General features: G+C 62.7%; 17 protein-coding genes and 1 tRNA gene. 4 read left to right on the plus strand and 14 right to left on the minus strand.

Annotated elements, in window-relative coordinates; genetic code table 11:
* Positions 1-47: 47 nt before the first annotated feature.
* From AC07ZH_RS03610 to AC07ZH_RS03635, 6 genes are all read right to left on the minus strand, one after another.
* A complete protein-coding gene (locus tag AC07ZH_RS03610; RefSeq protein ID WP_495198590.1) occupies positions 48-2,936 on the minus strand; it encodes a ribonucleoside-diphosphate reductase subunit alpha in 2,889 nt (962 codons plus the stop codon).
* Between the two features lie 276 nt (positions 2,937-3,212).
* Positions 3,213-3,791: a 1,6-anhydro-N-acetylmuramyl-L-alanine amidase AmpD gene (gene ampD / locus AC07ZH_RS03615; protein WP_495198591.1), complete on the minus strand. Its 579-nt coding sequence runs from the start codon at positions 3,789-3,791 to the stop codon at positions 3,213-3,215.
* Positions 3,781-5,247: a sigma-54-dependent transcriptional regulator gene (locus tag AC07ZH_RS03620; protein WP_495198592.1), complete on the minus strand. Its 1,467-nt coding sequence runs from the start codon at positions 5,245-5,247 to the stop codon at positions 3,781-3,783. Before AC07ZH_RS03620 ends, ampD begins: the two co-directional genes overlap by 11 nt.
* A gap of 10 nt (positions 5,248-5,257) precedes the next feature.
* On the minus strand, positions 5,258-6,985 hold the full coding sequence (locus tag AC07ZH_RS03625; RefSeq protein WP_495198662.1) for an ATP-binding protein: 1,728 nt from the start codon (positions 6,983-6,985) through the stop codon (positions 5,258-5,260).
* Entirely contained in the window at positions 6,975-7,199 is a 225-nt protein-coding gene (locus AC07ZH_RS03630; protein ID WP_119109003.1) for a PP0621 family protein, read from the minus strand. The genes AC07ZH_RS03625 and AC07ZH_RS03630 overlap by 11 nt, the downstream gene beginning before the upstream one ends.
* Positions 7,196-7,993, minus strand: coding sequence for a cytochrome C assembly family protein (locus tag AC07ZH_RS03635; RefSeq protein ID WP_495198593.1), 798 nt, complete (start codon positions 7,991-7,993; stop codon positions 7,196-7,198). The genes AC07ZH_RS03630 and AC07ZH_RS03635 overlap by 4 nt, the downstream gene beginning before the upstream one ends.
* A gap of 79 nt (positions 7,994-8,072) precedes the next feature.
* On the opposite strand from AC07ZH_RS03635, the gene ffh reads away from it, so the two are divergent.
* Complete coding sequence (ffh, locus tag AC07ZH_RS03640) at positions 8,073-9,452, plus strand: signal recognition particle protein (protein WP_495198594.1); 1,380 nt, start codon at positions 8,073-8,075, stop codon at positions 9,450-9,452.
* A gap of 110 nt (positions 9,453-9,562) precedes the next feature.
* Here ffh and miaB read toward each other — a convergent pair whose 3' ends face one another.
* The 7 genes from miaB to AC07ZH_RS03675 form a co-directional block, all read right to left on the minus strand.
* Positions 9,563-10,897: a tRNA (N6-isopentenyl adenosine(37)-C2)-methylthiotransferase MiaB gene (gene miaB / locus AC07ZH_RS03645; RefSeq protein WP_495198595.1), complete on the minus strand. Its 1,335-nt coding sequence runs from the start codon at positions 10,895-10,897 to the stop codon at positions 9,563-9,565.
* Between the two features lie 72 nt (positions 10,898-10,969).
* On the minus strand, positions 10,970-11,395 hold the full coding sequence (locus AC07ZH_RS03650; RefSeq protein ID WP_495198596.1) for a hypothetical protein: 426 nt from the start codon (positions 11,393-11,395) through the stop codon (positions 10,970-10,972).
* 107 nt (positions 11,396-11,502) lie between these two features.
* Positions 11,503-11,579, minus strand: a tRNA-Met gene (locus tag AC07ZH_RS03655).
* A gap of 54 nt (positions 11,580-11,633) precedes the next feature.
* Positions 11,634-12,413: an enoyl-CoA hydratase gene (locus tag AC07ZH_RS03660; protein ID WP_495198597.1), complete on the minus strand. Its 780-nt coding sequence runs from the start codon at positions 12,411-12,413 to the stop codon at positions 11,634-11,636.
* A 52-nt stretch (positions 12,414-12,465) separates the two neighbouring features.
* Positions 12,466-14,262 carry a M61 family metallopeptidase gene (locus tag AC07ZH_RS03665; RefSeq protein WP_495198663.1) on the minus strand — a complete coding sequence of 599 codons (1,797 nt, stop codon included), beginning with the start codon at positions 14,260-14,262 and terminating at the stop codon, positions 12,466-12,468.
* A gap of 35 nt (positions 14,263-14,297) precedes the next feature.
* Positions 14,298-15,017: a DsbC family protein gene (locus tag AC07ZH_RS03670; protein WP_495198598.1), complete on the minus strand. Its 720-nt coding sequence runs from the start codon at positions 15,015-15,017 to the stop codon at positions 14,298-14,300.
* The gene (locus AC07ZH_RS03675; protein WP_495198599.1) at positions 15,014-16,189 is read right to left on the minus strand and encodes an FAD-dependent monooxygenase; all 1,176 of its coding nucleotides are present in this window, start codon (positions 16,187-16,189) and stop codon (positions 15,014-15,016) included. Before AC07ZH_RS03675 ends, AC07ZH_RS03670 begins: the two co-directional genes overlap by 4 nt.
* A gap of 161 nt (positions 16,190-16,350) precedes the next feature.
* On the opposite strand from AC07ZH_RS03675, the gene ychF reads away from it, so the two are divergent.
* Both ychF and AC07ZH_RS03685 read left to right on the plus strand, forming a co-directional pair.
* Positions 16,351-17,445, plus strand: coding sequence for a redox-regulated ATPase YchF (gene ychF, locus AC07ZH_RS03680; protein ID WP_119108994.1), 1,095 nt, complete (start codon positions 16,351-16,353; stop codon positions 17,443-17,445).
* 229 nt (positions 17,446-17,674) lie between these two features.
* The gene (locus AC07ZH_RS03685) at positions 17,675-18,949 is read left to right on the plus strand and encodes a GGDEF domain-containing protein (protein ID WP_495198600.1); all 1,275 of its coding nucleotides are present in this window, start codon (positions 17,675-17,677) and stop codon (positions 18,947-18,949) included.
* Positions 18,950-19,026: 77 nt separating this feature from the next.
* On the opposite strand, the gene AC07ZH_RS03690 is transcribed toward AC07ZH_RS03685, so the two are convergent.
* A complete protein-coding gene (locus AC07ZH_RS03690) occupies positions 19,027-19,500 on the minus strand; it encodes a YqaA family protein (protein ID WP_495198601.1) in 474 nt (157 codons plus the stop codon).
* Positions 19,501-19,878: 378 nt separating this feature from the next.
* On the opposite strand from AC07ZH_RS03690, the gene AC07ZH_RS03695 reads away from it, so the two are divergent.
* On the plus strand, positions 19,879-20,124 hold the full coding sequence (locus tag AC07ZH_RS03695; RefSeq protein ID WP_495198602.1) for a hypothetical protein: 246 nt from the start codon (positions 19,879-19,881) through the stop codon (positions 20,122-20,124).
* Positions 20,125-20,144 lie beyond the last annotated feature (20 nt).

Genomic DNA, 20,144 nt, shown 5'->3' on the forward strand with positions numbered 1-20,144 from the left:
TGTTGCTTCACTGCACAAGCCGCCGAGCGTGTGCGTGATGCACGTCTCTATTGGCAGGCTTCGCAGTCGGGGTTGTCGATGGCGCAGAACTGCACATCGCTTACTGGCAGGGCTGCGGCTGCATGCGTTGGCTGCTGCAGTTGGCTTTCGACTGCGTTGTGGTGGCGTGAAGGCACGGTGCTCATTTCGACATGCGTGGCCGACTGGGTGCGCAGGTAGTAGGTGGTCTTGAGTCCTCGCACCCAGGCCAGCTTGTAGGTCTCGTCCAGCGTCTTGCCTGAGGCGCCCGCCATGTAGAGGTTCAGGCTCTGTGCCTGGTCGATCCACTTCTGGCGCCTGGCGGCGGCCTCGACCAGCCATCGGGGTGCGATTTCGAAGGCGGTCGCGTACAGCGCCTTGATCTCTGCGGGCACCCTGTCAATGGGCTGTAGTGAGCCCTTGAAGTGCTTCAGATCCATCAGCATCACTTCGTCCCAGATACCCGCCTGCTTGAGGTCGCGCACCAGCCCGTGGTTGATGATGGTGAACTCGCCCGACAGGTTCGATTTCACCGACAGATTGCCGAAGCATGGCTCGATAGACGCGTCCACGCCGACGATGTTCGAGATGGTTGCCGTCGGCGCGATGGCCACGCAATTGGCGTTGCGCATGCCGTCACGCCTGATCTTGGCGCGCAGCGTGTCCCAATCGAGTTGTGATGAACGATCGACTTCGACATGGCCGCCGCGCGCCTGTGCAAGCAGTTCGAGCGAATCGAGCGGCAGGATGCCGCGGTCCCACAAAGAGCCTTTGAAGCTGCTGTAGCGACCACGCTCCACGGCCAGGTTGCTCGATGCCTCGTAGGCGTAATAGCAGAGAGCCTCTGCCGACTGGTCGGCAAATGCGAGCGCCTCTTCCGACGCGTAGGGAATGCGCAGTGCATACAGCGCGTCCTGAAAACCCATCAGGCCCAGGCCTACCGGGCGGTGCCGGAGATTCGAATCGCGCGCTTTCTTGACCGCGTAGAAATTGATGTCGATGACGTTGTCGAGCATGCGCATCGCGGTCGCCACCGTTCGCTGCAGCTTGCCGTGATCCAGTGACAAGGCACCCTGGGCGCTGCGGCTCAGGTGGTTCAGCAGGTTGATCGACCCAAGATTGCAGACGGCAGTCTCGGAGTCGCTGGTGTTGAGTGTGATCTCGGTGCACAGGTTGCTCGAGTGCACGACGCCGACATGCTGTTGGGGTGAGCGCAGGTTGCAGGCATCCTTGAACGTGATCCAGGGATGCCCGGTCTCGAACAGCATGGTGAGCATTTTTCGCCACAGATCGGTCGCCTCGATGGTGCGTGAAGGTGTGATGTCACCACGCTGTGCACGCTCCTCGTACGCCAGGTATGCACGCTCGAACTCGGCGCCGAAGCAGTCGTGCAGATCGGGCACGTCAGACGGCGAAAACAGGGTCCAGCGTCCCTTTTCCAGGACCCGGCGCATGAACAGATCGGGAATCCAATTGGCGGTGTTCATGTCGTGCGTGCGCCGCCGGTCGTCGCCGGTGTTTTTGCGCAGTTCCAGGAATTCTTCAATATCCAGGTGCCAGGTTTCCAGGTAGGCGCACACGGCTCCTTTGCGCTTGCCTCCCTGGTTGACTGCGACCGCGGTGTCGTTCACGACTTTGAGGAACGGCACGACGCCCTGAGATTCTCCGTTCGTGCCCTTGATGTGGCTACCCAGGGCCCGTACCCGCGTCCAGTCGTTGCCCAGCCCTCCGGCGTACTTGGAAAGCAAGGCGTTTTCTTTGATCGATTCGTAGATGCCATCGAGATCATCGGGCACGGTGGTCAGGTAGCAACTCGAGAGTTGCGAGCGGCGCGTGCCACTGTTGAACAAGGTGGGCGTGCTCGACATGAAGTCAAAGGCCGACAGCAGTTCGTAGAACTCGATGGCGCGGGCTTCGCGATCGACTTCATTGAGAGCCAGCCCCATGGCGACCCGCATGAAAAAGGTCTGCGGCATTTCGATGCGGCGCTTGTGCACATGCAAAAAATAGCGGTCGTACAGCGTTTGCAGGCCCAGGTAGTCGAACTGGCGGTCGCGCTCGGGGCGCAATGCGTTGGCCAGTGGTGTCAGATCGAATTGCAGCAGGCGCTCGTCCAGCAAGCCTTGTTCCACGCCTTGGCGCAGCAAGGTGGGGAAGTGCTCGCGGTAGGCGGCGTCCAACGCTTCGGGGGCCACGTCGCGCCCCCACACTTCACGGCCAATGGTGTGCATGAGCAAGCGGGCCGTGACATAGCTGTAATCCGGGTCCTTTTCAATCAGGGTCCGCGCGGCCAGGATCACGGCCTTGAAGACTTCATCCAGTGCAATGCCGTCGTAGAGGTTGCGCAGCGTCTCCTGGACGATGGGGGCGGCTGCGACATGCTCACCTAGACCAGCGCAACTGGCCTCCACCAGTGCGTGCAGCCTGGCCAAGTCGAGTGGTGTGCGCTCCCCATCGTCGAGCACATGCAGCACTTCGGCCTCTGCATGGTGCACAGGAGTTGCTTGGTGCGAACGCTCCTGCGCGCGACGCTCCCGGTACAGCACATAAGCGCGTGCCACTTCGTGGTGTTCGCCGCGCATCAGCCCCAGCTCGACCTGGTCTTGCACGTCTTCAATGTGAAAGGTGCCGCCGTTCGGACGCGAGCGCAGCAGGGCACGCACCACCGTTTGGGTGAGCCCATCCACGGTCTCGCGGATGCTGGCGGATGCAGCCCCTTGCGCGCCGTGCACGGCGAGAAATGCCTTCATCAATGCCACCGCGATTTTTTGCGGCTCAAACGGTACGACGGCACCGTTGCGACGAATCAGGTGGTGGTGGGCGTAATCCGCTGGTGGTGTGGGTGCCAATAGGTTGGCACCTTGCGCAGGAATTGCCGATCGGCGAAAAGATTCAGGGGGCTGGAGGGAGGAATGCATGGCGTTCCATTCAAAAAAAGAAAAAGACTGGGCGGCGGTAGGTGTGGGTGAATAACTATAGGTGGTGCAAAAAGTATTTGCAATACGCTACCTATAGTGTTTTTTAGAATTTAATGGTGCATGCCATGCAGACATTTGTGCCAGCCCGCATGTGGCTTGGAGCGCGGGGGAAGAAGCAAGCTTGGCAGCCGTCTGCGAGCTGTTTGTGGCTCTCGGGCCGCGTTTGGATTGGAGCGTTGGCCTGGGCGCGGGCTATGTGGCCCGCGTGCGGCGTGCTCAGCGCAGCGGAAACTGAATGCTCGGCAGGCCCAGGCGGCTCTGAAATTGCACCCAGTCAAATGCCGCACCTGGGTCGGCCTTGCGCCCTGGTGCGATATGTTCATGCCCGGCGATGTGGGCAATGGGGTAGCGCTGCGCCAATGCGTGGCTCAGTTGCACCAGCGTGCCGTACTGCGCAGCCTCGAAGGCTTCGCCCTCCAGGCCTTCGAGTTCAATGCCGATGGAGTCGTCGTTGCAATGGCTGCGGCCCCGGTAGCAGGACGCCCCCGCATGCCATGCGCGCTGGTCGCAGTCCACGAACTGAACCAACTCGCCATCCCGGCGGACAAAGAAATGCGCTGAAACGCGCAGGCCGCGCAAGCGTTCGTAGTAGGGATGGGCGGTGCAGTCGAGGGTACCGAGAAAGAGCGCCGCGACATCGCCGCCGCCGTACTGCCCAGGCGGCAGGCTGATGGAATGCACCACCAGCAAATCCACCTGGGCGCCCGCCGGACGCGCATCGCAGTGTGGTGATGCCAGCGCATGCGCAGCTTGGTACCAGCCACCTTGCCACAAGGCGCTGTTCTCAGGGCTCATCGTCGCCTTGCGGGTCGCCAGGTGCCGCGATATTGAGCCGCGCGATGCGGTAGCGAATCTGGCGCAGACTGATGCCCAGGCGAGCTGCCGTCGCCGTGCGGTTGAAATGGTTTTCTTGCAGCGCACGCACCAGAATGCAGCGTTCCTGCTGATCCAGCCAGGCCTGCAGATCCCGGGGGACCGGTTCCTGATCCGCCCGTGCTGCCGCAGGTGCTATTTCCGTCGCGCCGGGGGTGGCGCCGGCCGGTAGGGGTTCGGTGACTGACGAGACTGCGCAGTCCACGTGCAGTTCATCGCCGTCGCCCAGGGCTACCGCGCGGTGCAGCAGGTTTTCCAGTTCGCGCACGTTGCCGGTGAGGGGGTGGGCCGCGATGGCCGCAACGGTCGCATCGGTAAGTTTGGGCGCGGGGATGCCGGATTCGTGGGCAATACGCGCCAGCAGGGCGCGGCACAGGTCAGGCAGGTCTTCGCGGCGTTCGCGCAGCGGAGGTATCACCACCTCGATGACGTTGAGCCGGTAATACAGATCCTGGCGAAAGCGCCCAGCCTGGACGTCGGCGGCGAGGTCGCGGTGGGTGGCGCTGACGATGCGCACATCGACCGGCTCCTCCTGCGTTGCGCCCAGCGACCGCACACTGCGTTCCTGGATGGCGCGCAGCAGCTTGGACTGCATGGCCAGCGGCAAGTCACCGATCTCGTCGAGAAAGAGCGTACCGCCTTGCGCGGCCTGGAAGTACCCCTGTCGATCCTGCGTAGCGCCGGTGTAGGAGCCTTTGCGCGCACCGAAAAATTCGGCTTCCAGCAAAGCTTCCGGAATGGCGCCGCAGTTGACGGCGATCAGCGGGCCACCAGCCCGTTGGCTGCTTTCGTGCAAGGCTCTGGCAACCAGTTCTTTTCCCGTGCCAGATTCACCGCGTACCAGGACAGGCGCCATGCCACGTGCCACTTTGGCAATGCGTTGCTTGACGTTCTGCATGGTCTGGGATTGGCCTACCAGGCGATCAAGGGAGGTCGGGCCGCTGAGACCGTTGGGGCCGCCCGGCGCCGTACGTGTTTGCGCGGTTTTGGGCGCCAAGACGCTGTCCGTACCCTGGATCGCCGAGGCCACCACGGCGCGAAACTGCTTGAGATCCACCGGTTTGGTGAGGTAATCAAATGCACCGGCGCGCAGTGCTTCGACGGCGTTTTCAGCCGAGCCGTACGCTGTCATGACCAAACAGCGCTCCGGGCGTTGCTGTTTGCGCAGATCGTGCAGCAATTCCATGCCAAATCCGTCGGGCAGGCGCATGTCGGTGATGACCACTTCGTACCGGTTTTGCGCCAGTAGCTGGCGTGCCTCTGCAATATCGGCGGCTGTTTCGACACGGTAGCCCTCCCGCAGCAGCGTCAGCTCGTAGAGCGTTCGCAGGTCGGGTTCGTCATCGACCACGAGGATGGAGGCGGGCTGGGAATGCATAGTCAGAGGGTCAGACCACGATGGTGTCAAACAGGGAGGCGTCGGGCGAGGCCACCAGGCCAGTGCCACGGAACCTTACGGTAAACGCATTCCCGCTGCGATCGCCGGTCTGTGTCTGCCGGTGCGCGCGCTGGTAGCCGATGCTGGCGCCATGGCGCTCGCACAGGCCGCGGCAGATGTAGAGACCCAGGCCGCTGGAGCGGCTCTCGGAGGAGAAGAAGGGCTCGAACAGATGGCGCTCGACCGACTGGTCCAAGGGCGCGCCATCGCTCCACACTTGTACGCTGGCCTGGCCCGGGGAATCCATGCGCGTCTGCAATTGCAGCGACTCGCTGTCGCCGGAGCGGTAGCGCAAGGCATTGTCGAGCAGGTTCACCAGCACGCGGCGCAGGTGTTCGGCATCGAATTCGACGTGCATGCCAGGCGCGCCCAGTGCCAGCGTTCCCTGGCGTGTCGGCGCGGCGTGCGCCTGCCACTCGCGCCAGATGTGCGCCACGTTGTCGTCGAGCGCAACCGTGGCCGCAGCGGCGTGGTCGATCTGGTGCTGCACGCGGGCAATATCGAGAATTTCCTCGGCGATGTGGGCCAGACGGTCGGCGTTCTGGCCGATCATCTGCGCCAGACGCTTGTGTGTCGGGTCGTGCAGGTCTTCGTCCAGCAGGGCGTTTGCCTGCACGATCGCCGCCAGCGGGTTGCGGATTTCGTGCGCCACGGCGGCCGACATGCGGCCCATGGCGGCGAGCTTTTCGGTCCGCAGGCGTGCTTCGAGCTCGCGCAAATCGTGCAGGAACATGACGCACAGGCGCTGCTCGGAAGCGTCCGGGGCCGCGGAGTCGGGCGCTGTCAGCCATGTGCGCACGTGCAATCCAATAGGGCTCTGGTCTTCGCTGATCAGATTGACTTCGGCGACTTTGGGGGCATTCTGGCGAAAACTGCGCCGCGCCAGGGCGGCAAGGGCTTGCCAGGGCGGGCGCGCAAGCAGCGAGAACGGCGCGCTCAGCGTGGATTCGGCGCCGAGCAGCCGCACTCCCGCCGGATTGGCATTGCGCACCACAAAGTCCTCGCCCAGCACCAGCACGCCCTCGCTGAGGTTCTGAATCACAAGCGCGCTGACCTGCTGCTGCACCATGGCCGTGGCTCGGCTGGTTTGGGCAATGTGCTGCTCGCGCACCAGACGCAGCGCGAGCTGCTGCACCAGGAAGGCCACGATAAAGTAGCCCGTGCCCGTCAACGCCGCTTGTAGCGAGCGCTGCGCCATTTCTGCGCCGTTGTGGTCACCTCCCCACCAGGCCCAGGCGAGCAGCAAGATCGTGACGGCTGCGGTGGTCCCCAGCGCGAGGGTGAGCGTGCCCAGCACCGAGGCCATGAGGATGGGCAGTCCAAAGAGCGGGGTGAAGCTCATGCTGCCGGTGTGCAGGAGTTGCAGCGCTGACACCACAGCCAAATCCACACCGATCGAAGGCAGCCATTGCACGCCAGCCTGCGGAGAGGGCGCCGCCCTGCCTGCGAACAGGCGCAGGGCCAGGGTGCCAGCCAAGTACAGCACGCAGACGCCGATGATCCACGGTTCTGCGGCCTGGTTCAGCATCTGGCCCATGAGCTGCAGCAGCAGCAGCGCCAGGGCTACGACGACGCGGCCAGTCAGAAAGCCTTGCCACAGACGCAAAAAGGCGGGGTCCTGTCCGCGCAATAGCCGCTGCCGCGCCAGCGAGGTGGCAAAGAACCCCTCAGTGGCCATCTTGCTTTTGGTGCTCGGCACAGCAGTAGCTTCGCCCGTCGCTGAGCCAGGCGTCGCTGCGGGGCACATGGACGCCACAGCGCGCACAGGCCAGCATCTCTTGGGGAGCAGGAAGTTGCGCCGATTGCCGGGGTGCTTTTCTGGACTCGACGCGCTTGCCGCGCCACACCATGTAGGCCACGCCGAGCACCAGCAGCAGAACGAGAAATTTCATACTACGCGCCCGAACACGACTTCCAGTACAAAGCGCGAACCGACGTAGGCGAGCAGCAGCAGCACTGCGCCCGCATACAACACCCGGACCGCACTGCGCCCGCGCCAGCCAAAGCGCCTGCGCCCGAGCAGCAAGGCGGCAAAAGTGAACCAGGACAGCAGCGAAAACACCGCCTTGTGGTCCCAGCGCCATGCGCGCCCGTAGAGGGCCTCGCTGAACAGAACGCCAGCGACCAGGGTGGCGCTCAGCAGCACGAACCCGGCTGTGACGAAGCGGAACGTGAGGCGTTCAAGCGTCAGCAAAGGCAGGCCGCTGTGGGGGTCTTCGGCCAGGCGAAGCCGCTTTTCGGCACGGGTCATCAGTGCTGCATGGACCACCGCAGCAGCGAACAGCCCGTAGGCCGCGATGCCGAGCGCCAGATGCAGTGGCAGCCAGCCCGAGGCGCTGACGTGCAGCGGCTGGCCTGGAAATGCCAGAGCCAACAGCACGGCCAGCGCCCCCAGCGCTGCCAAAGCCCAGCGTGCACGCAACTGGGGGAATAGTTGCCGCTCTACGGCGTACACCGTCAGCACCAGCCAGGCGGTGACGGACAGCGCGGGAGCAAAACCAAAGCGAGGCGAGGGCTGCAGCATGCCCAGCCCAAGCAGGGCGCCATGCAGTGCCCAAGCCAACCAAAGCGCCGCTTTCGCGGCCGGTTCGGGCAGGCGCGAGGCAAACGCCGCCGGTATGGCATAGGCAATTGCAGCGGTAGCCCCCAGCAGCAAGGCGACGGGAGAGGCGCTGGTTAAAATCATCCCGGCAGTTTACCTTTCGCCCGGGCACCAGCCTGCGGCCCACACCGCCCGCCCAAGCGCGCTCACCCGGAATTTTTTTATGGCCTCCGCCCTCACCGACAAACTCACGCGCCTGGTCAAAGAGATGCGTGGCCAGGCGCGCATCACGGAATCGAACGTGCAGGACATGCTGCGCGAAGTGCGCATGGCGCTGCTGGAGGCCGACGTGGCCCTGCCCGTGGTGCGCGACTTCATCGCCCGTGTGAAGGACAAGGCTCTGGGCCAGGAAGTGATGGGCTCGCTCAAGCCCGGGCAAGCGCTGGTGGGTATCGTCCACCGCGAACTGGTCGCCACCATGGGCGAAGGCGTGGCCGACATCAATCTCAATGCACAGCCGCCGGCCGTCATCCTGATGGCGGGCTTGCAGGGCGCGGGCAAGACCACGACAACGGCAAAACTAGCCAAGCACCTGATCGACAAGCGCAAGAAGAAGGTGCTGACGGTCTCCGGCGACGTGTACCGCCCAGCCGCCATCGAACAGCTCAAGACTGTTACGGCCCAGGCCGGCGCCGAGTGGTTTCCGAGTACGCCTGACCAGAAGCCACTGGATATCGCCCTCGCTGCGCTTGATTACGCCAAAAAGCACTACTTCGATGTGTTGTTGGTCGACACCGCAGGCCGCCTGGCGATTGACGAGTTGCTGATGCAGGAAATCAAGGACCTGCATGCGGCCATCAAACCGGTGGAAACCCTGTTTGTGGTGGACGCCATGCAGGGCCAGGACGCCATCAACACGGCCAAGGCCTTCAAGGAGGCGCTGCCGCTCACCGGCATCATCCTCACCAAGCTCGACGGTGATTCGCGCGGCGGTGCGGCGCTGTCGGTGCGCCAGATCACGGGTGCGCCCATCAAGTTCGCTGGCGTGTCGGAAAAGCTCGACGGTCTGGAGGTGTTTGATGCCGAGCGCCACGCCGGCCGCATCCTGGGTATGGGCGACATCGTCGCCCTGGTCGAGCAGGTGTCGGCCGGTGTGGACATGGAAGCCGCGCAGAAGCTCGCCGCCAAGGTGAAAAGCGGCGATGGTTTTGACCTCAACGACTTCCTCGGCCAGTTGCAGCAGATGAAGCAGATGGGCGGCTTGTCGAGCCTGATGGACAAACTGCCCGCACAGCTGAGCGCCAAGGCCGGCGCGGTGGACATGGACCGGGCCGAGAAAGACATCAAACGCAAGGAGGGCATCATCCAGAGCATGACGCCCAAGGAGCGCCGCAGGCCCGAACTCATCAAGGCCACCCGCAAGAAGCGCATTGCCAACGGCGCCGGCGTGCAGGTTCAGGAAGTCAACCGCCTGCTCAAGGAGTTCGAGCAGATGCAGGGCATGATGAAGAAGATGAAGGGCGGCGGCCTGATGAAGATGATGAAGAAGATGGGCGGCATGAAAGGCATGGGCGGCGGCGGCATGCCCAAGATGCCCTTTTAAATTTTAGGTGTTTTAGGCCTCTAGCGCCTATTGGGTAAGCGCTAGCAGCTATAAATATAGAAGCATCCCTGCACTTGGGCTGCTGCCGCTTCAGGGGCGCTTCCGGCGCTTTATGCCGCCTCGCGGACCAGCACTTCGCCGCGCAAGGTGTAGGCCTTGGCTTCGGTAATGGCCACATCCACCATCTGCCCCACCAGCCTTGGCTGGCCGGCGAAGTTCACCACGCGGTTGCACTCGGTGCGGCCCATGAGTTCGCCGGCGTCCCGCTTGGAGGCGCCTTCCACCAGAATGCGCTGCACCGTTCCGACGCGTTGCTCGCTAATCGTTTTGATGTTGGCGTTGATGACGGCCTGCAACTGGTGCAGGCGGCGCAGCTTCACGTCGCCCGGCGTTTCATCGTGCAGGTTGGCTGCGGGCGTGCCCGGGCGCGGGCTGAAGACGAAGCTGAAGGAGTTGTCGAAGCCGATGTCGTCGATCAGCTTCATCATCTTGGCGAAATCGTCTTCGGTCTCGCCGGGGAAGCCGACGATAAAGTCGCTGCTCATCGCCAGATCGGGCCGGATGGCGCGCAGCTTCTTCACCGTGCTCTTGTATTCCATAGCGGTGTAGCCGCGCTTCATGGCCATCAGGATGCGGTCTGAGCCGTGCTGCACGGGCAGGTGCAGGTGGTTGGCCAATTTTGGAATGCGCGCGTAGGCCTCGATCAGCTGCGGGGTGAATTCATTGGGGTGGCTGGTGGTGAAGCGCAGGCGCTCGATGCCGGGAATGTCGGCCACGTATTCCAGCAGCAGGGCGAAATCGGCAATCTCGGCCGTGTCCCCCATGGGCCCTCGGTAGGCATTGACGTTCTGGCCCAGCAGGGTGATTTCCTTCACCCCCTGGTCGGCCAGGCCGGCGACTTCCACCAGCACGTCGTCGAACGGGCGACTGACTTCTTCGCCGCGCGTGTACGGCACCACGCAGTAGCTGCAGTACTTGCTGCAGCCTTCCATGATGGAGACGAAGGCCGATGCGCCCTCCACCCGCGCGGGCGGCAGGTGGTCGAATTTTTCAATTTCCGGGAAGCTGATGTCCACCTGCGGGCGGGCCTGCACGCGGCGCTGCTCCAGGAGCTGCGGCAGGCGGTGCAAGGTTTGTGGCCCGAAAACGATGTCGACATAGGGCGCGCGCTTGATGATCTCGGCGCCTTCCTGGCTGGCGACGCAGCCACCCACGCCAATCTGCACACCGCGCTCCTTGAGGTGGCGCACCCGGCCGAGGTCGGAAAACACCTTCTCCTGCGCCTTTTCACGCACCGAACAGGTGTTGAACAGAATCAAGTCGGCTTCTTCGACGTCCTGCGTGGGCTCGTAGCCTTCCGCGGCGTGCATGACGTCCAGCATCTTGGCCGAGTCGTACTCGTTCATCTGGCAGCCAAAGGTTTTGATAAAGACTTTTTTGCTCATGGAAATGTCTCGCAGGGCTGTGCCCAAGCAGGTGCGCGCCGGCGCTGCCGCCTGCCCGAAGCGGCCAAGGTTTCAACGCGGGGTGGTGTCGCTCTCGAAGCGGAAGTTGCGCTGCACGCCGCCGCCGGCGCGCGGCAGGGCGATCTCGGCTGCGGTCAGAATCCAGGCGGTATGCAGCATGCCGGTGCTGGTCTCCATCCGGTAGTTCACCGTGTACTGCTTGCCGATGACGGAATGCAGCATGACGAGCGAGTTCTGCGGGCTGAATAAGCGCATGCCGGGGGCCATGCGCACCGGGTTGCCGTCGATTTGCGCGTCCACCGTCGAGAGAATGGCCAGGGTGCCGCGCCGGGCCTGCTCGGGGAAGGTGCGTACACCGCCGAGTTCGCCATTGGTCTGTGCGAGAGCGGGCGGCGCCGCAAAGGGCACAAGAGCGCACAGCGCCAGGAGCGTGGCGCGAAGGGCGCGGCGGGAGAGCAAGGGTGGGCAGCGGGTCATGGTTCTATCCAGCGGCTGAAAAGGCAATTCTAGGCCGCCGCCTGCGCGCCGCGGACGACCTTGGAAAGCAAAAACCCCTTGCAGGCAGCCTGCAAGGGGTGAAAAGGTGGTGGTGATAGGTGGACTTGAACCACCGACATCAGCATTATGAATGCTGCGCTCTAACCAACTGAGCTATATCACCGCGACCAAAATTATAGAACAGATTTCAGCGGGTAGGCGCCGGATCCGTGCGAAATCAGCGGTGCGTGAAAACGGCCTTGCGCTTGTTCAGGAAGGCATCCATGCCCTCCTTCTGGTCCTCGGTTGCAAACAGGGCGTGGAACAGGCGGCGCTCGAACATCACGCCGTCCGACAAACCGCTCTCGAATGCCCGGTTGACCGATTCCTTGGCCGCCATCACGGCAACGCGCGAGAAGTCGCTGATGGTCAGCGCAGCGCCCAAGGCTTCGTCCTGCAGTTTGTCCAGCGGCACCACGCGGCTGACCAGTCCGGCGCGCTCGGCCTCCTCGGCATCCATCATGCGGCCGGTGAGGGCCATGTCCATGGCCTTGGCCTTGCCGACTGCGCGCGGCAGGCGCTGTGTGCCGCCAGCGCCAGGGATCACGCCAAGCTTGATTTCTGGCTGGCCGAATTTGGCGTTGTCGGCAGCGATGATGAAGTCGCACATCATGGCGAGCTCGCAGCCGCCGCCCAGCGCAAAGCCGCTCACCGCAGCGATGACGGGTTTGCGGATGGAGCGGATGGTTTCCCAGTTGCGGCTGATGAAGTCACCTTTGTACACATCGGCAAAGCTGTACTTGGCCATGGCGCTGATGTCTGCACCAGCGGCAAAGGCTTTTTCACTGCCCGTGACGATGATGCAGCCGATGCGCTCGTCGGCGTCGAAGGCCTGCAAGGCGGCGCCGAGCTCGTTCATGAGTTGATCGTTCAGCGCGTTGAGTTGCTTGGGGCGGTTGAGCGTGATGATGCCGACTTTCTCGGCTTCGGTGCGCACTTCGATCATTGCGTAGGACACGGTGTTCTCCAGGTAATTGCCAAATGCAAACTATATAGAAGGCTGCGCGCCGTCAGTCGCCTGAGAGCCAATGCGCCGCCAATGCCGCATCGCTTAGTTGCAGCAAGACGGTATCTGCCGGGGCGGTGCCGTCCTGCGTGATCTGTAGAGGCAGGCGCAGCAGGCGCCGGTCGCGCGCTACCAGGGCGACCACCTCACGCGTGCCTTGCGGCGCATAGAGGGCCAGGTCTTCGAGTCGCTGCAGGCGCCAGGCGCCGGCGGCGGTTTCAATGCCCAGCCACTCATCGCCCGCTGCCATGCCGGCGCGCTCGGCCAGCCCGCCGCGCAGGACCGATTTGATGCGCAGCTCTTCGCCTGTGGCGATGCGCATGCCCAGGCGCTGCGCCCACTGCGGGGTATCGGCTTGCAGGCGAACGCCATGCGCGGCCAGCAGTTCGGCGAGCGGCAGTTCCTCGGTGGAATGCGCCCAGGCAGCGATTTCAGCCGCGTAGCTGCGCCCCCCCAGGTCTTCCAGTGCGGTGAGAAGATCGGCTTCCCGCATCGGTCCCGCCTTGCAGCGTGTCCACAGTGCGCGCATGACCGCGTCAAGCGTGCTGTGGCCTTCCCGGCGCAGGGTCAGATCCAGACACAAGGCGACCAAGGCGCCCTTGGTGTAGTAGCTGACGGTGGCGTTGGGGGTGTTTTCGTCCTGGCGGTAGTACTTGACCCAGGCGTCGAAGCTGGCCTGCGCCAGGCTCTGGATCAGGCGCCCCGGCGTCTGCAGTACCTGGTTGATGGTCTTGGTGAGACGCTTGAGATAGGCCGCATGCTCCAGAACCCCCGCGCGCACCAGCAGGAGGTCGTCGTAGTAGCTGGTAAAGCCTTCGAAGAACCACAGCAGCTGTGTGTAGTTCTCCTGCGCATAGTCGTAGCGCTCGAACTCTGCTGGACGCAGGCGTTTCACGTTCCAGGTGTGGAAATACTCATGGCTGATGAGCCCGAGCAGCGTGGTGTAGCCTTCGCCCGGCTTCCAGGCACCGCCAGCGCCATCGCTGCGCCGCGGAAGGTCACGCCGGCCGGCAATCAGGGCCGTGCTATTGCGATGCTCCAGGCCCCCGTAGCCGTCGTCCACCGCATTGAGAAGAAAGAGATAGTGCTCGATCGGCGGCGGCTCCGTGCCATGCCAGAACGCCATGCAGGTGGTACAGATTTTTTCAGCGTCGGCAAGCAGCCGCTGGCCGTCAAAGGAAGGCGCAGCGCTGCTGACCACGAATCGGTGTGGGGTGCTGCCAACGGTGAAGTGGCCCCTCCAGACGTTCCCTAATTCCACAGGACAGTCCACGAGGGTGTCGTAGTCAGGCGCCAGGTAGGACCCAAAGCCGGCACCGTCGATGTGTTCTGCTGGCAAAGCCGTGGCCACCTGCCAGTCCAAGGCATAGGACGGGGCTTCAATGGTCAGTCCATGCGCCAAATGCGCGTGGCCAAGGGCACGCAAAAACAGACTGGTGCCGTTAAAGAATCCACGCGACGCATCCAGCCAGCTGCTGCGCACCGACTGGTCGGCGGCATAGACCTCGTACTGGACTTCAAGTGCTGCATTCGCTTGGCAGTCGGCGCGCCAGGTCGCCTTGTCCAACTGCGTCAGCGCCACGGGCTGGTCGTTTTGCCCAGCACGCAGGTTTTGCAGGTGTTTGGCAAACTCGCGCACCAGATAACTGCCCGGAATCCACGTTGGCAACTGCAGCGTTTGCTGGGCCTGCGGATTTTCGACCCGCATGGTGATGCAGTAGAGGTGGGCATGCGGATCGTGCAATACGACCCGAAACTGCACGGCTGGTGCACCCGTGCTGCGCACTGGTGACGGGGGCAGGGCTTGGTCCCGCGTTGCCTGGTCGCCGTGCTGCCTCATTTGCCCGCTTGTTCCGCCTGTGCCAGGCGTTTTTCGACTTCCGCATCATTGACCGCACCTGGCACGCGGCTGCCGTCCGAGAAGATCAGGGTAGGTGTACCTGTGATTTTGTGTTTCTTGCCAAATGCCAGATTGCGTTGCAGCGCGCCAGTGTCGCAACTCGCCGCAGCCGGCGTGTGCTCACGCAGCATGTGGTCCTGCCATGCCGCGGCGGGGTCTTTAGCGCACCAGATATTGCGCGACTTTTCCGCTGAATCGGGGCTCAGGATGGGATAGAGAAAGGTGTAGATGGTGACGTTCTGCACCTTCTGCAGGTCGCGCTCAAAGCGCTTGCAGTAGCCGCAATTGGGGTCTTCAAACACCGCTAGCTTGCGCGCTCCGTTGCCGTGCACCACCGTGAAGGCGTCGGCCAGCGGGAGGGCGGAGAAGTCCACCGCCGAGAGCTTGGCGATGCGGTCCTCGGTAAGGTTGCGGCGTGCCTTGGTATCGATCAACTCGCCCTGAATCAGGAAATTGCCCTTGGCATCCGTGTAGAAAACATCGGTGCCCATGCGTACTTCGTACAAGCCCGGCATGGGCGTGGCGCGCACTTCGTCAAGCTTGTCCAGTTGCGGAATGCGCTCGGCGAGGGTCTTGCGGATGGCGCTTTCCTGCGCGCTTGCGCTGAACGCTGTGGCGAGCGCGGTGCAGGCCAGAAGCCAGGTGAGTTTCTTCATGGGATGGGATGTCCTGTAGCGGCTGCAGAGGAAGTAAAAAGGTCTGGGTGCATGGCCTGGTTCGCGGCCCAACTTTTGAGCGGGCCGCTGTGATCAAAGCCCTGCATGCCCCAATTGCGCAGGGCCTGCAAGGCCGGCTGAGGGTGGGCAAATAGCTGGGCCAGCAGGTCGGTGGTGAGGCGCATGGGCAGCAGCGCCGCCTTGCGCTCGCGTTCGTATTGGCGCAGCACACGCAGATCGGCCACGCTGCGCCAACTGCTGCGCGCATGGAGCAGACGCGCAAGCGCCTGCACGTCGCCCAGGCCGAGGTTCAGGCCTTGTCCAGACAATGGGTGAACCGTGTGAGCGGCGTCGCCCGCCAGCACCCAGGAGGCGCTGGCGCTGCCGGCACTGCCCAACGGGCCGCACCAACGTTCTGCACGTGCCAGTTGCAGTGGCCAGATGCACCGTGGACCCTGCACTTGCAAGACACCGAGCGCGCCGCCACTGGCTTGCGCCAGTGCACTGGCAAAAGTGGCGTCGCTCTGTTCCATCAGGCCCTGGGCACGTTCGGGCGTGACCGACCAGACCACGGCGACCTCCTTGCCGTCGGCGCCGCCAAGCGGCAGAAAGGCCAGAATGCCATCGGCCGAAAACCATTGGCGTGCGGTCTGCATGTGCGGCATCGCGCAGTGGACGCGCGCGGCAAGTGCGGTCTGGGGGTAGGGGGAGACGTCGAAATGCACGCCCAGCTCGGAGCGTGTATGGCTGGCCCGACCTTCGCAGACGACTGTCAAAGGTACCGCCACTGGTTCAGGAACAAGGTCAATATGGGGCTGGTAACGTGCGGCCTCGGCCAGACGCGCTTCGAGCGCAGGCACATCGACGATCCATGCCAGTGCCGGCACATGCTGATCGGCGGCGTCGAAGCTTACTTCCCCGCCGGCATCGCCTTGCACCTGCATGTGCAACACTGCAGTGGCGTGCTCGGCTTCGGGCCAGCAACGCAGCGATTCGAGCAGCGCGCGGGACGTGGCATTGAGCGCATAGGCGCGAATGTCGCGGCGCTCGCTGCCTGCCGCCTGCGGTGCGCCCACCAAGGCGACGTTCAAGCGCTCGCGGGCCAGCAGCAAGGCGAGTGTGCGGCCGACAATGCCAGCGCCGCGGATACAGAGGTCGTAGTGCTTGGCCATGCCAGGATTGTAGAAGGGTGGCCTAGGAACTGCCCGCTGGCTAGAATGCCGGGCTTGCCCGCGCCTGCCCTTTGAAATTGCGTCTTCGGAGCTGCAGCGCCGCGCCCTCTCTCGCGTCGCGCCGGTTTTTATCGGCCTACGGCGCCTTACAAGGATTTTCCATGAGCCTCCAATGCGGCATCGTGGGCCTGCCCAACGTCGGCAAGTCCACCCTTTTCAACGCCCTGACCAAAGCCGGCATCGCGGCTGAGAACTACCCCTTTTGCACCATCGAACCCAATGTGGGCGTGGTGGAGGTGCCCGATCCGCGCCTGCAGCAACTGGCTGAGATCATCCAGCCCGAGCGCATTGTTCCGGCCATTGTGGAGTTCGTCGATATCGCCGGGCTCGTGGCCGGGGCCAGCCAGGGGGAAGGCCTGGGGAATCAATTTCTCGCCCATATTCGTGAAACCGACGCGATTGTCAATGTCGTGCGCTGTTTTGACGACGAGAACGTGATCCATGTGGCAGGGCGGGTGGATCCAATTTCTGACATTGAAGTGATTCAGACCGAATTGTGCTTGGCCGACCTTGCCACCGTGGACAAGGCGCTGAACCGCTACAGCAAGGCTGCCAAGTCGGGCAACGACAAAGAGGCCGCCAAACTGGTGAGCTTGTTGACCCGTATTCAGGAAGCGCTTAACCAGGGCAAACCAGCCCGGTCCGTGGAGATCTCCAAGGAAGAGCAACCGCTGCTCAAGCCGTTTTGTCTCATCACCGCCAAGCCGGCGATGTTCGTTGGCAATGTGAGCGAGGACGGGTTTGAAAACAACCCTTACCTCGATCGACTGAAGGAATATGCCGCTGGCCAGAAGGCACCGGTGGTTGCCATTTGCGCCAAGATCGAAGCTGAAATGGCGGAAATGAGCGATGAAGACCGCGATATGTTCTTGGCGGAAATGGGCCAGTCCGAGCCGGGCCTGGCGCGGCTGATCCGGGGAGCTTTCAAGTTGCTCGGACTGCAAACCTACTTCACGGCGGGCGTCAAGGAAGTGCGTGCCTGGACGATTCACGTCGGAGACACTGCGCCGCAAGCTGCCGGTGTGATTCATGGCGATTTCGAGCGAGGCTTCATTCGTGCGCAAACCATCGCATTTGACGATTTCATCAAGTTCAAAGGGGAGCAAGGCGCTAAAGATGCCGGCAAGATGCGGGCAGAAGGCAAGGAGTACATCGTCAAGGATGGTGATGTGCTGAATTTTCTTTTTAACGTCTGACCCTCCTGGCGGGTTTGGTCAAAAGTTCGGCGTAACAAACCGTAGTTTTTTTGTGAAAATCTGTTATCTTCTTCTCTAGCGTTTGTTTTGCGCAACGCTCACTTCAGTCCTGTCAGTCCCGATTTTTGCTTCGCCCTCTACTTGGTGTGAACCCATGGGGATGTTCCCTTTCTTGTCGTTGTTTTCGGCCCGGGGAAGCGTGGGTTTTGCCCATAGCGAGGGATTCCCCATGTCTGAGGACATGGGGTCAGGGTTTGGTGATTCTTCGGCCAGTGTGGGGAATTTTGGGCGTCGCCAGTCGGATTTCAGCCGCCTGCGCCGTACACGTTCCACGGCCCAGAAATGGCTGGTGGTTTTGCTGTTGCTGGGGGCCTTTGTTGGGGTCGCTGTGGTCTTTTGGGCAATGGGCTACGTGCAGGCGAGCACCCTGCAGGCCCTCTCTGGGCTGGTGGTGGCAGTGCCCTTGGTTTTTTTGCTGCTCTTTCGCAAGCAGTGGAACCTCAAGTTTCGTGAAAAGCGCCTGAAACTGCCCATCGTGGTGTGCGCGCTTGCCAGCATGCTGTGGCTGGTGTACCTCGACCCTGCCATGCAAATGCTGCTGGTGCCGTTCACTTTTGTGACCCTGGCCTACGGGATGTACCGTATTTCGCGCAACGTTGCCTTTTTGCTGGCGCTGAGCGTGGTGGTTGGGTACGCCTTGGTGATGGCCATGCATGCATTTGAGCAGGGCAACCCCGCCTTGCTCAAATTGGAGTTCATGCATTTCCTGGCTTTGGCCGCCGCGCTTCCCGGGTTTGTTTACCTGACGGGCAAGGTGCCGCTGCTGCACTTGGTGCTCAACAAGGCCAGCCGCAAGATTCGAACCATTGAAGCCGACGCCCAGCTTGACCCCTTGCTCTGTTGCTACAACCGCCGTTACATCGTTGCGGCGCTTGAGGAGCAAAAGCAACTGGCCGATGAAACCGGGCAGCCGCTGTGCATTGCCATTATTGATCTCGACCATTTCAAGCGCATCAACGACGAAATGGGCCATTTGGGTGGAGACGAGGTGTTGCGCACCTTTTCGCGCGTGGCGCAGCAGAGCGTGCGCGACGAGGATATCTTCGGTCGTTATGGGGGCGAGGAGTTCTTGCTGATTTTCCCTGGCACTTCCTTGTTGCCCGCGCTCAATACTTGCGAGCGTGTGCGCTCGCAAGTCGAGACCCACCCTTGGGGGGCGAACATGCGCTGCCGTGTGTCGGTTTCCATCGGCGTGACGCAGTATGTGCAAGGAGAATCGGTGCTTGAGTTTTTCTCGCGTGCCGACACAGCGACCTACTTGGCCAAGGAAGGTGGGCGCAATCAGGTGGTGGTGGAAGAGCCGGTGGACAGGCGCGCGGCGCAAAAGCCGGATGCTGACGATGAAGCCCGTGATGGTCTCGGGCAAGACGGCGAAATAGACGACGATTTTTCGCTCGTGGAGGAAGCCGGATTCATTGAAGAACGCCGCTCCGGCGGGCACTGATTTTCTGACATATTTCTGGCGTTTCCGTATGCTGCATAAGCGAATGCAGCTACCAAAAAATTCTATTGCAAACCGGCTCAGAGCCCGGCCGGGATAATCGTCAGCAGTGCGCTGGTGATGATGAGGTAGCGAAAAAATTTGCCGATGGCCATGTAGAAGACGCAGGGCCAAAAAGGCAGTTTCAACCAGCCCGCCACGGCGCACAGCGGGTCGCCAACCACAGGCAACCAACTCAGCAGACAGGCACGCGCACCAAAGCGCTCCAGCCAGGCCAGTGCATGCACATCGGTGCGGCTGCCCTTGGCCCTGTCCACGACCTTGTGGGCGCCCAGCCCCAGCCACCAGTTCAGTGCGCCGCCCAAGGTATTGCCAACGGTTGCGACCAGCACGGCGGGCCAGAACAGGTCCGGATTGAGCTTGACCAAGCCCAAAACTGCTGGCTCGGACCCGAGCGGCAGCAAGGTAGCGGAGACAAAAGCGATGACGAACACAGTGCTGAGCCCGAACTGGGGCAGAGCGAGCCATTCAAGCAGATGGGTCCACATTTCCATACCGGACAGAGTGTAGGGGCCGTCACCGGCATAGTGCGTGTTGCGAGGCGCTGTCCTACGGCCATTTGCGGTGCCTGCGTAGGTGCGGTCTGGGTTGGGGTTTCTACGCTGGTGCTTATGCAAAGTGGCCCGTTTCAGGAGGTGCCCATGGCGCGTAGCCACCCCTTCGCTCGACCCCCAATCGCGTGCCTGCTGGCGGCCCTGTGCTGCGTCAGCTGTATAAGCCCACAGGCAGCAACGCGAGCAGACGCTTCACAAGACATCGCGTTGCGGATCGCTGAAGGGTACTGTCACAGTGGGCCAGGAGATGCCAACTGGCGGGCTGCGGAGCAAGAACTGCGCGTCCAAGGCTTGGCGTTGCGCGTGCAGTGCGTTGACATGCGCCCACAAGGCGTGGAACTGGTGGTACGGGACTCCGGGCGCGCCAGCGCAGTGCTGCGAGGCCCTCTGGCGGATGGTGAGCCAGTCGAAATTGGCGCTGGCGCGGGCGCTTCGCCCGATGTGCAATTCAACCGCGCCTGGCTGGACCAGGCGCTGCTGCGCCATCGGGTGGAACTGTCGGCCCCCCACGAAGTACGGGACAGACGACTGGGACCGCAGTCGATGGATCTGGCTACGCACTGATCCGCCAAGGAGGTCTGAAC

It is taken from the genome of Simplicispira sp. GW247-4R2A (assembly GCF_059424465.1).

Bases quoted from the DNA above. Each gene is read 5' to 3' on its own strand.
- AC07ZH_RS03610 (WP_495198590.1), bottom strand. From the start codon at position 2,936: ATGCATTCCTCCCTCCAGCCCCCTGAATCTTTTCGCCGATCGGCAATT.
- ampD (WP_495198591.1), bottom strand. From the start codon at position 3,791: ATGAGCCCTGAGAACAGCGCCTTGTGGCAAGGTGGCTGGTACCAAGCT.
- AC07ZH_RS03620 (WP_495198592.1), bottom strand. From the start codon at position 5,247: ATGCATTCCCAGCCCGCCTCCATCCTCGTGGTCGATGACGAACCCGAC.
- AC07ZH_RS03625 (WP_495198662.1), bottom strand. From the start codon at position 6,985: ATGGCCACTGAGGGGTTCTTTGCCACCTCGCTGGCGCGGCAGCGGCTA.
- AC07ZH_RS03630 (WP_119109003.1), bottom strand. From the start codon at position 7,199: ATGAAATTTCTCGTTCTGCTGCTGGTGCTCGGCGTGGCCTACATGGTG.
- AC07ZH_RS03635 (WP_495198593.1), bottom strand. From the start codon at position 7,993: ATGATTTTAACCAGCGCCTCTCCCGTCGCCTTGCTGCTGGGGGCTACC.
- ffh (WP_495198594.1), top strand. From the start codon at position 8,073: ATGGCCTCCGCCCTCACCGACAAACTCACGCGCCTGGTCAAAGAGATG.
- miaB (WP_495198595.1), bottom strand. From the start codon at position 10,897: ATGAGCAAAAAAGTCTTTATCAAAACCTTTGGCTGCCAGATGAACGAG.
- AC07ZH_RS03650 (WP_495198596.1), bottom strand. From the start codon at position 11,395: ATGACCCGCTGCCCACCCTTGCTCTCCCGCCGCGCCCTTCGCGCCACG.
- AC07ZH_RS03670 (WP_495198598.1), bottom strand. From the start codon at position 15,017: ATGAAGAAACTCACCTGGCTTCTGGCCTGCACCGCGCTCGCCACAGCG.
- AC07ZH_RS03675 (WP_495198599.1), bottom strand. From the start codon at position 16,189: ATGGCCAAGCACTACGACCTCTGTATCCGCGGCGCTGGCATTGTCGGC.
- ychF (WP_119108994.1), top strand. From the start codon at position 16,351: ATGAGCCTCCAATGCGGCATCGTGGGCCTGCCCAACGTCGGCAAGTCC.
- AC07ZH_RS03685 (WP_495198600.1), top strand. From the start codon at position 17,675: ATGTCTGAGGACATGGGGTCAGGGTTTGGTGATTCTTCGGCCAGTGTG.
- AC07ZH_RS03690 (WP_495198601.1), bottom strand. From the start codon at position 19,500: ATGGAAATGTGGACCCATCTGCTTGAATGGCTCGCTCTGCCCCAGTTC.
- AC07ZH_RS03695 (WP_495198602.1), top strand. From the start codon at position 19,879: ATGCGCCCACAAGGCGTGGAACTGGTGGTACGGGACTCCGGGCGCGCC.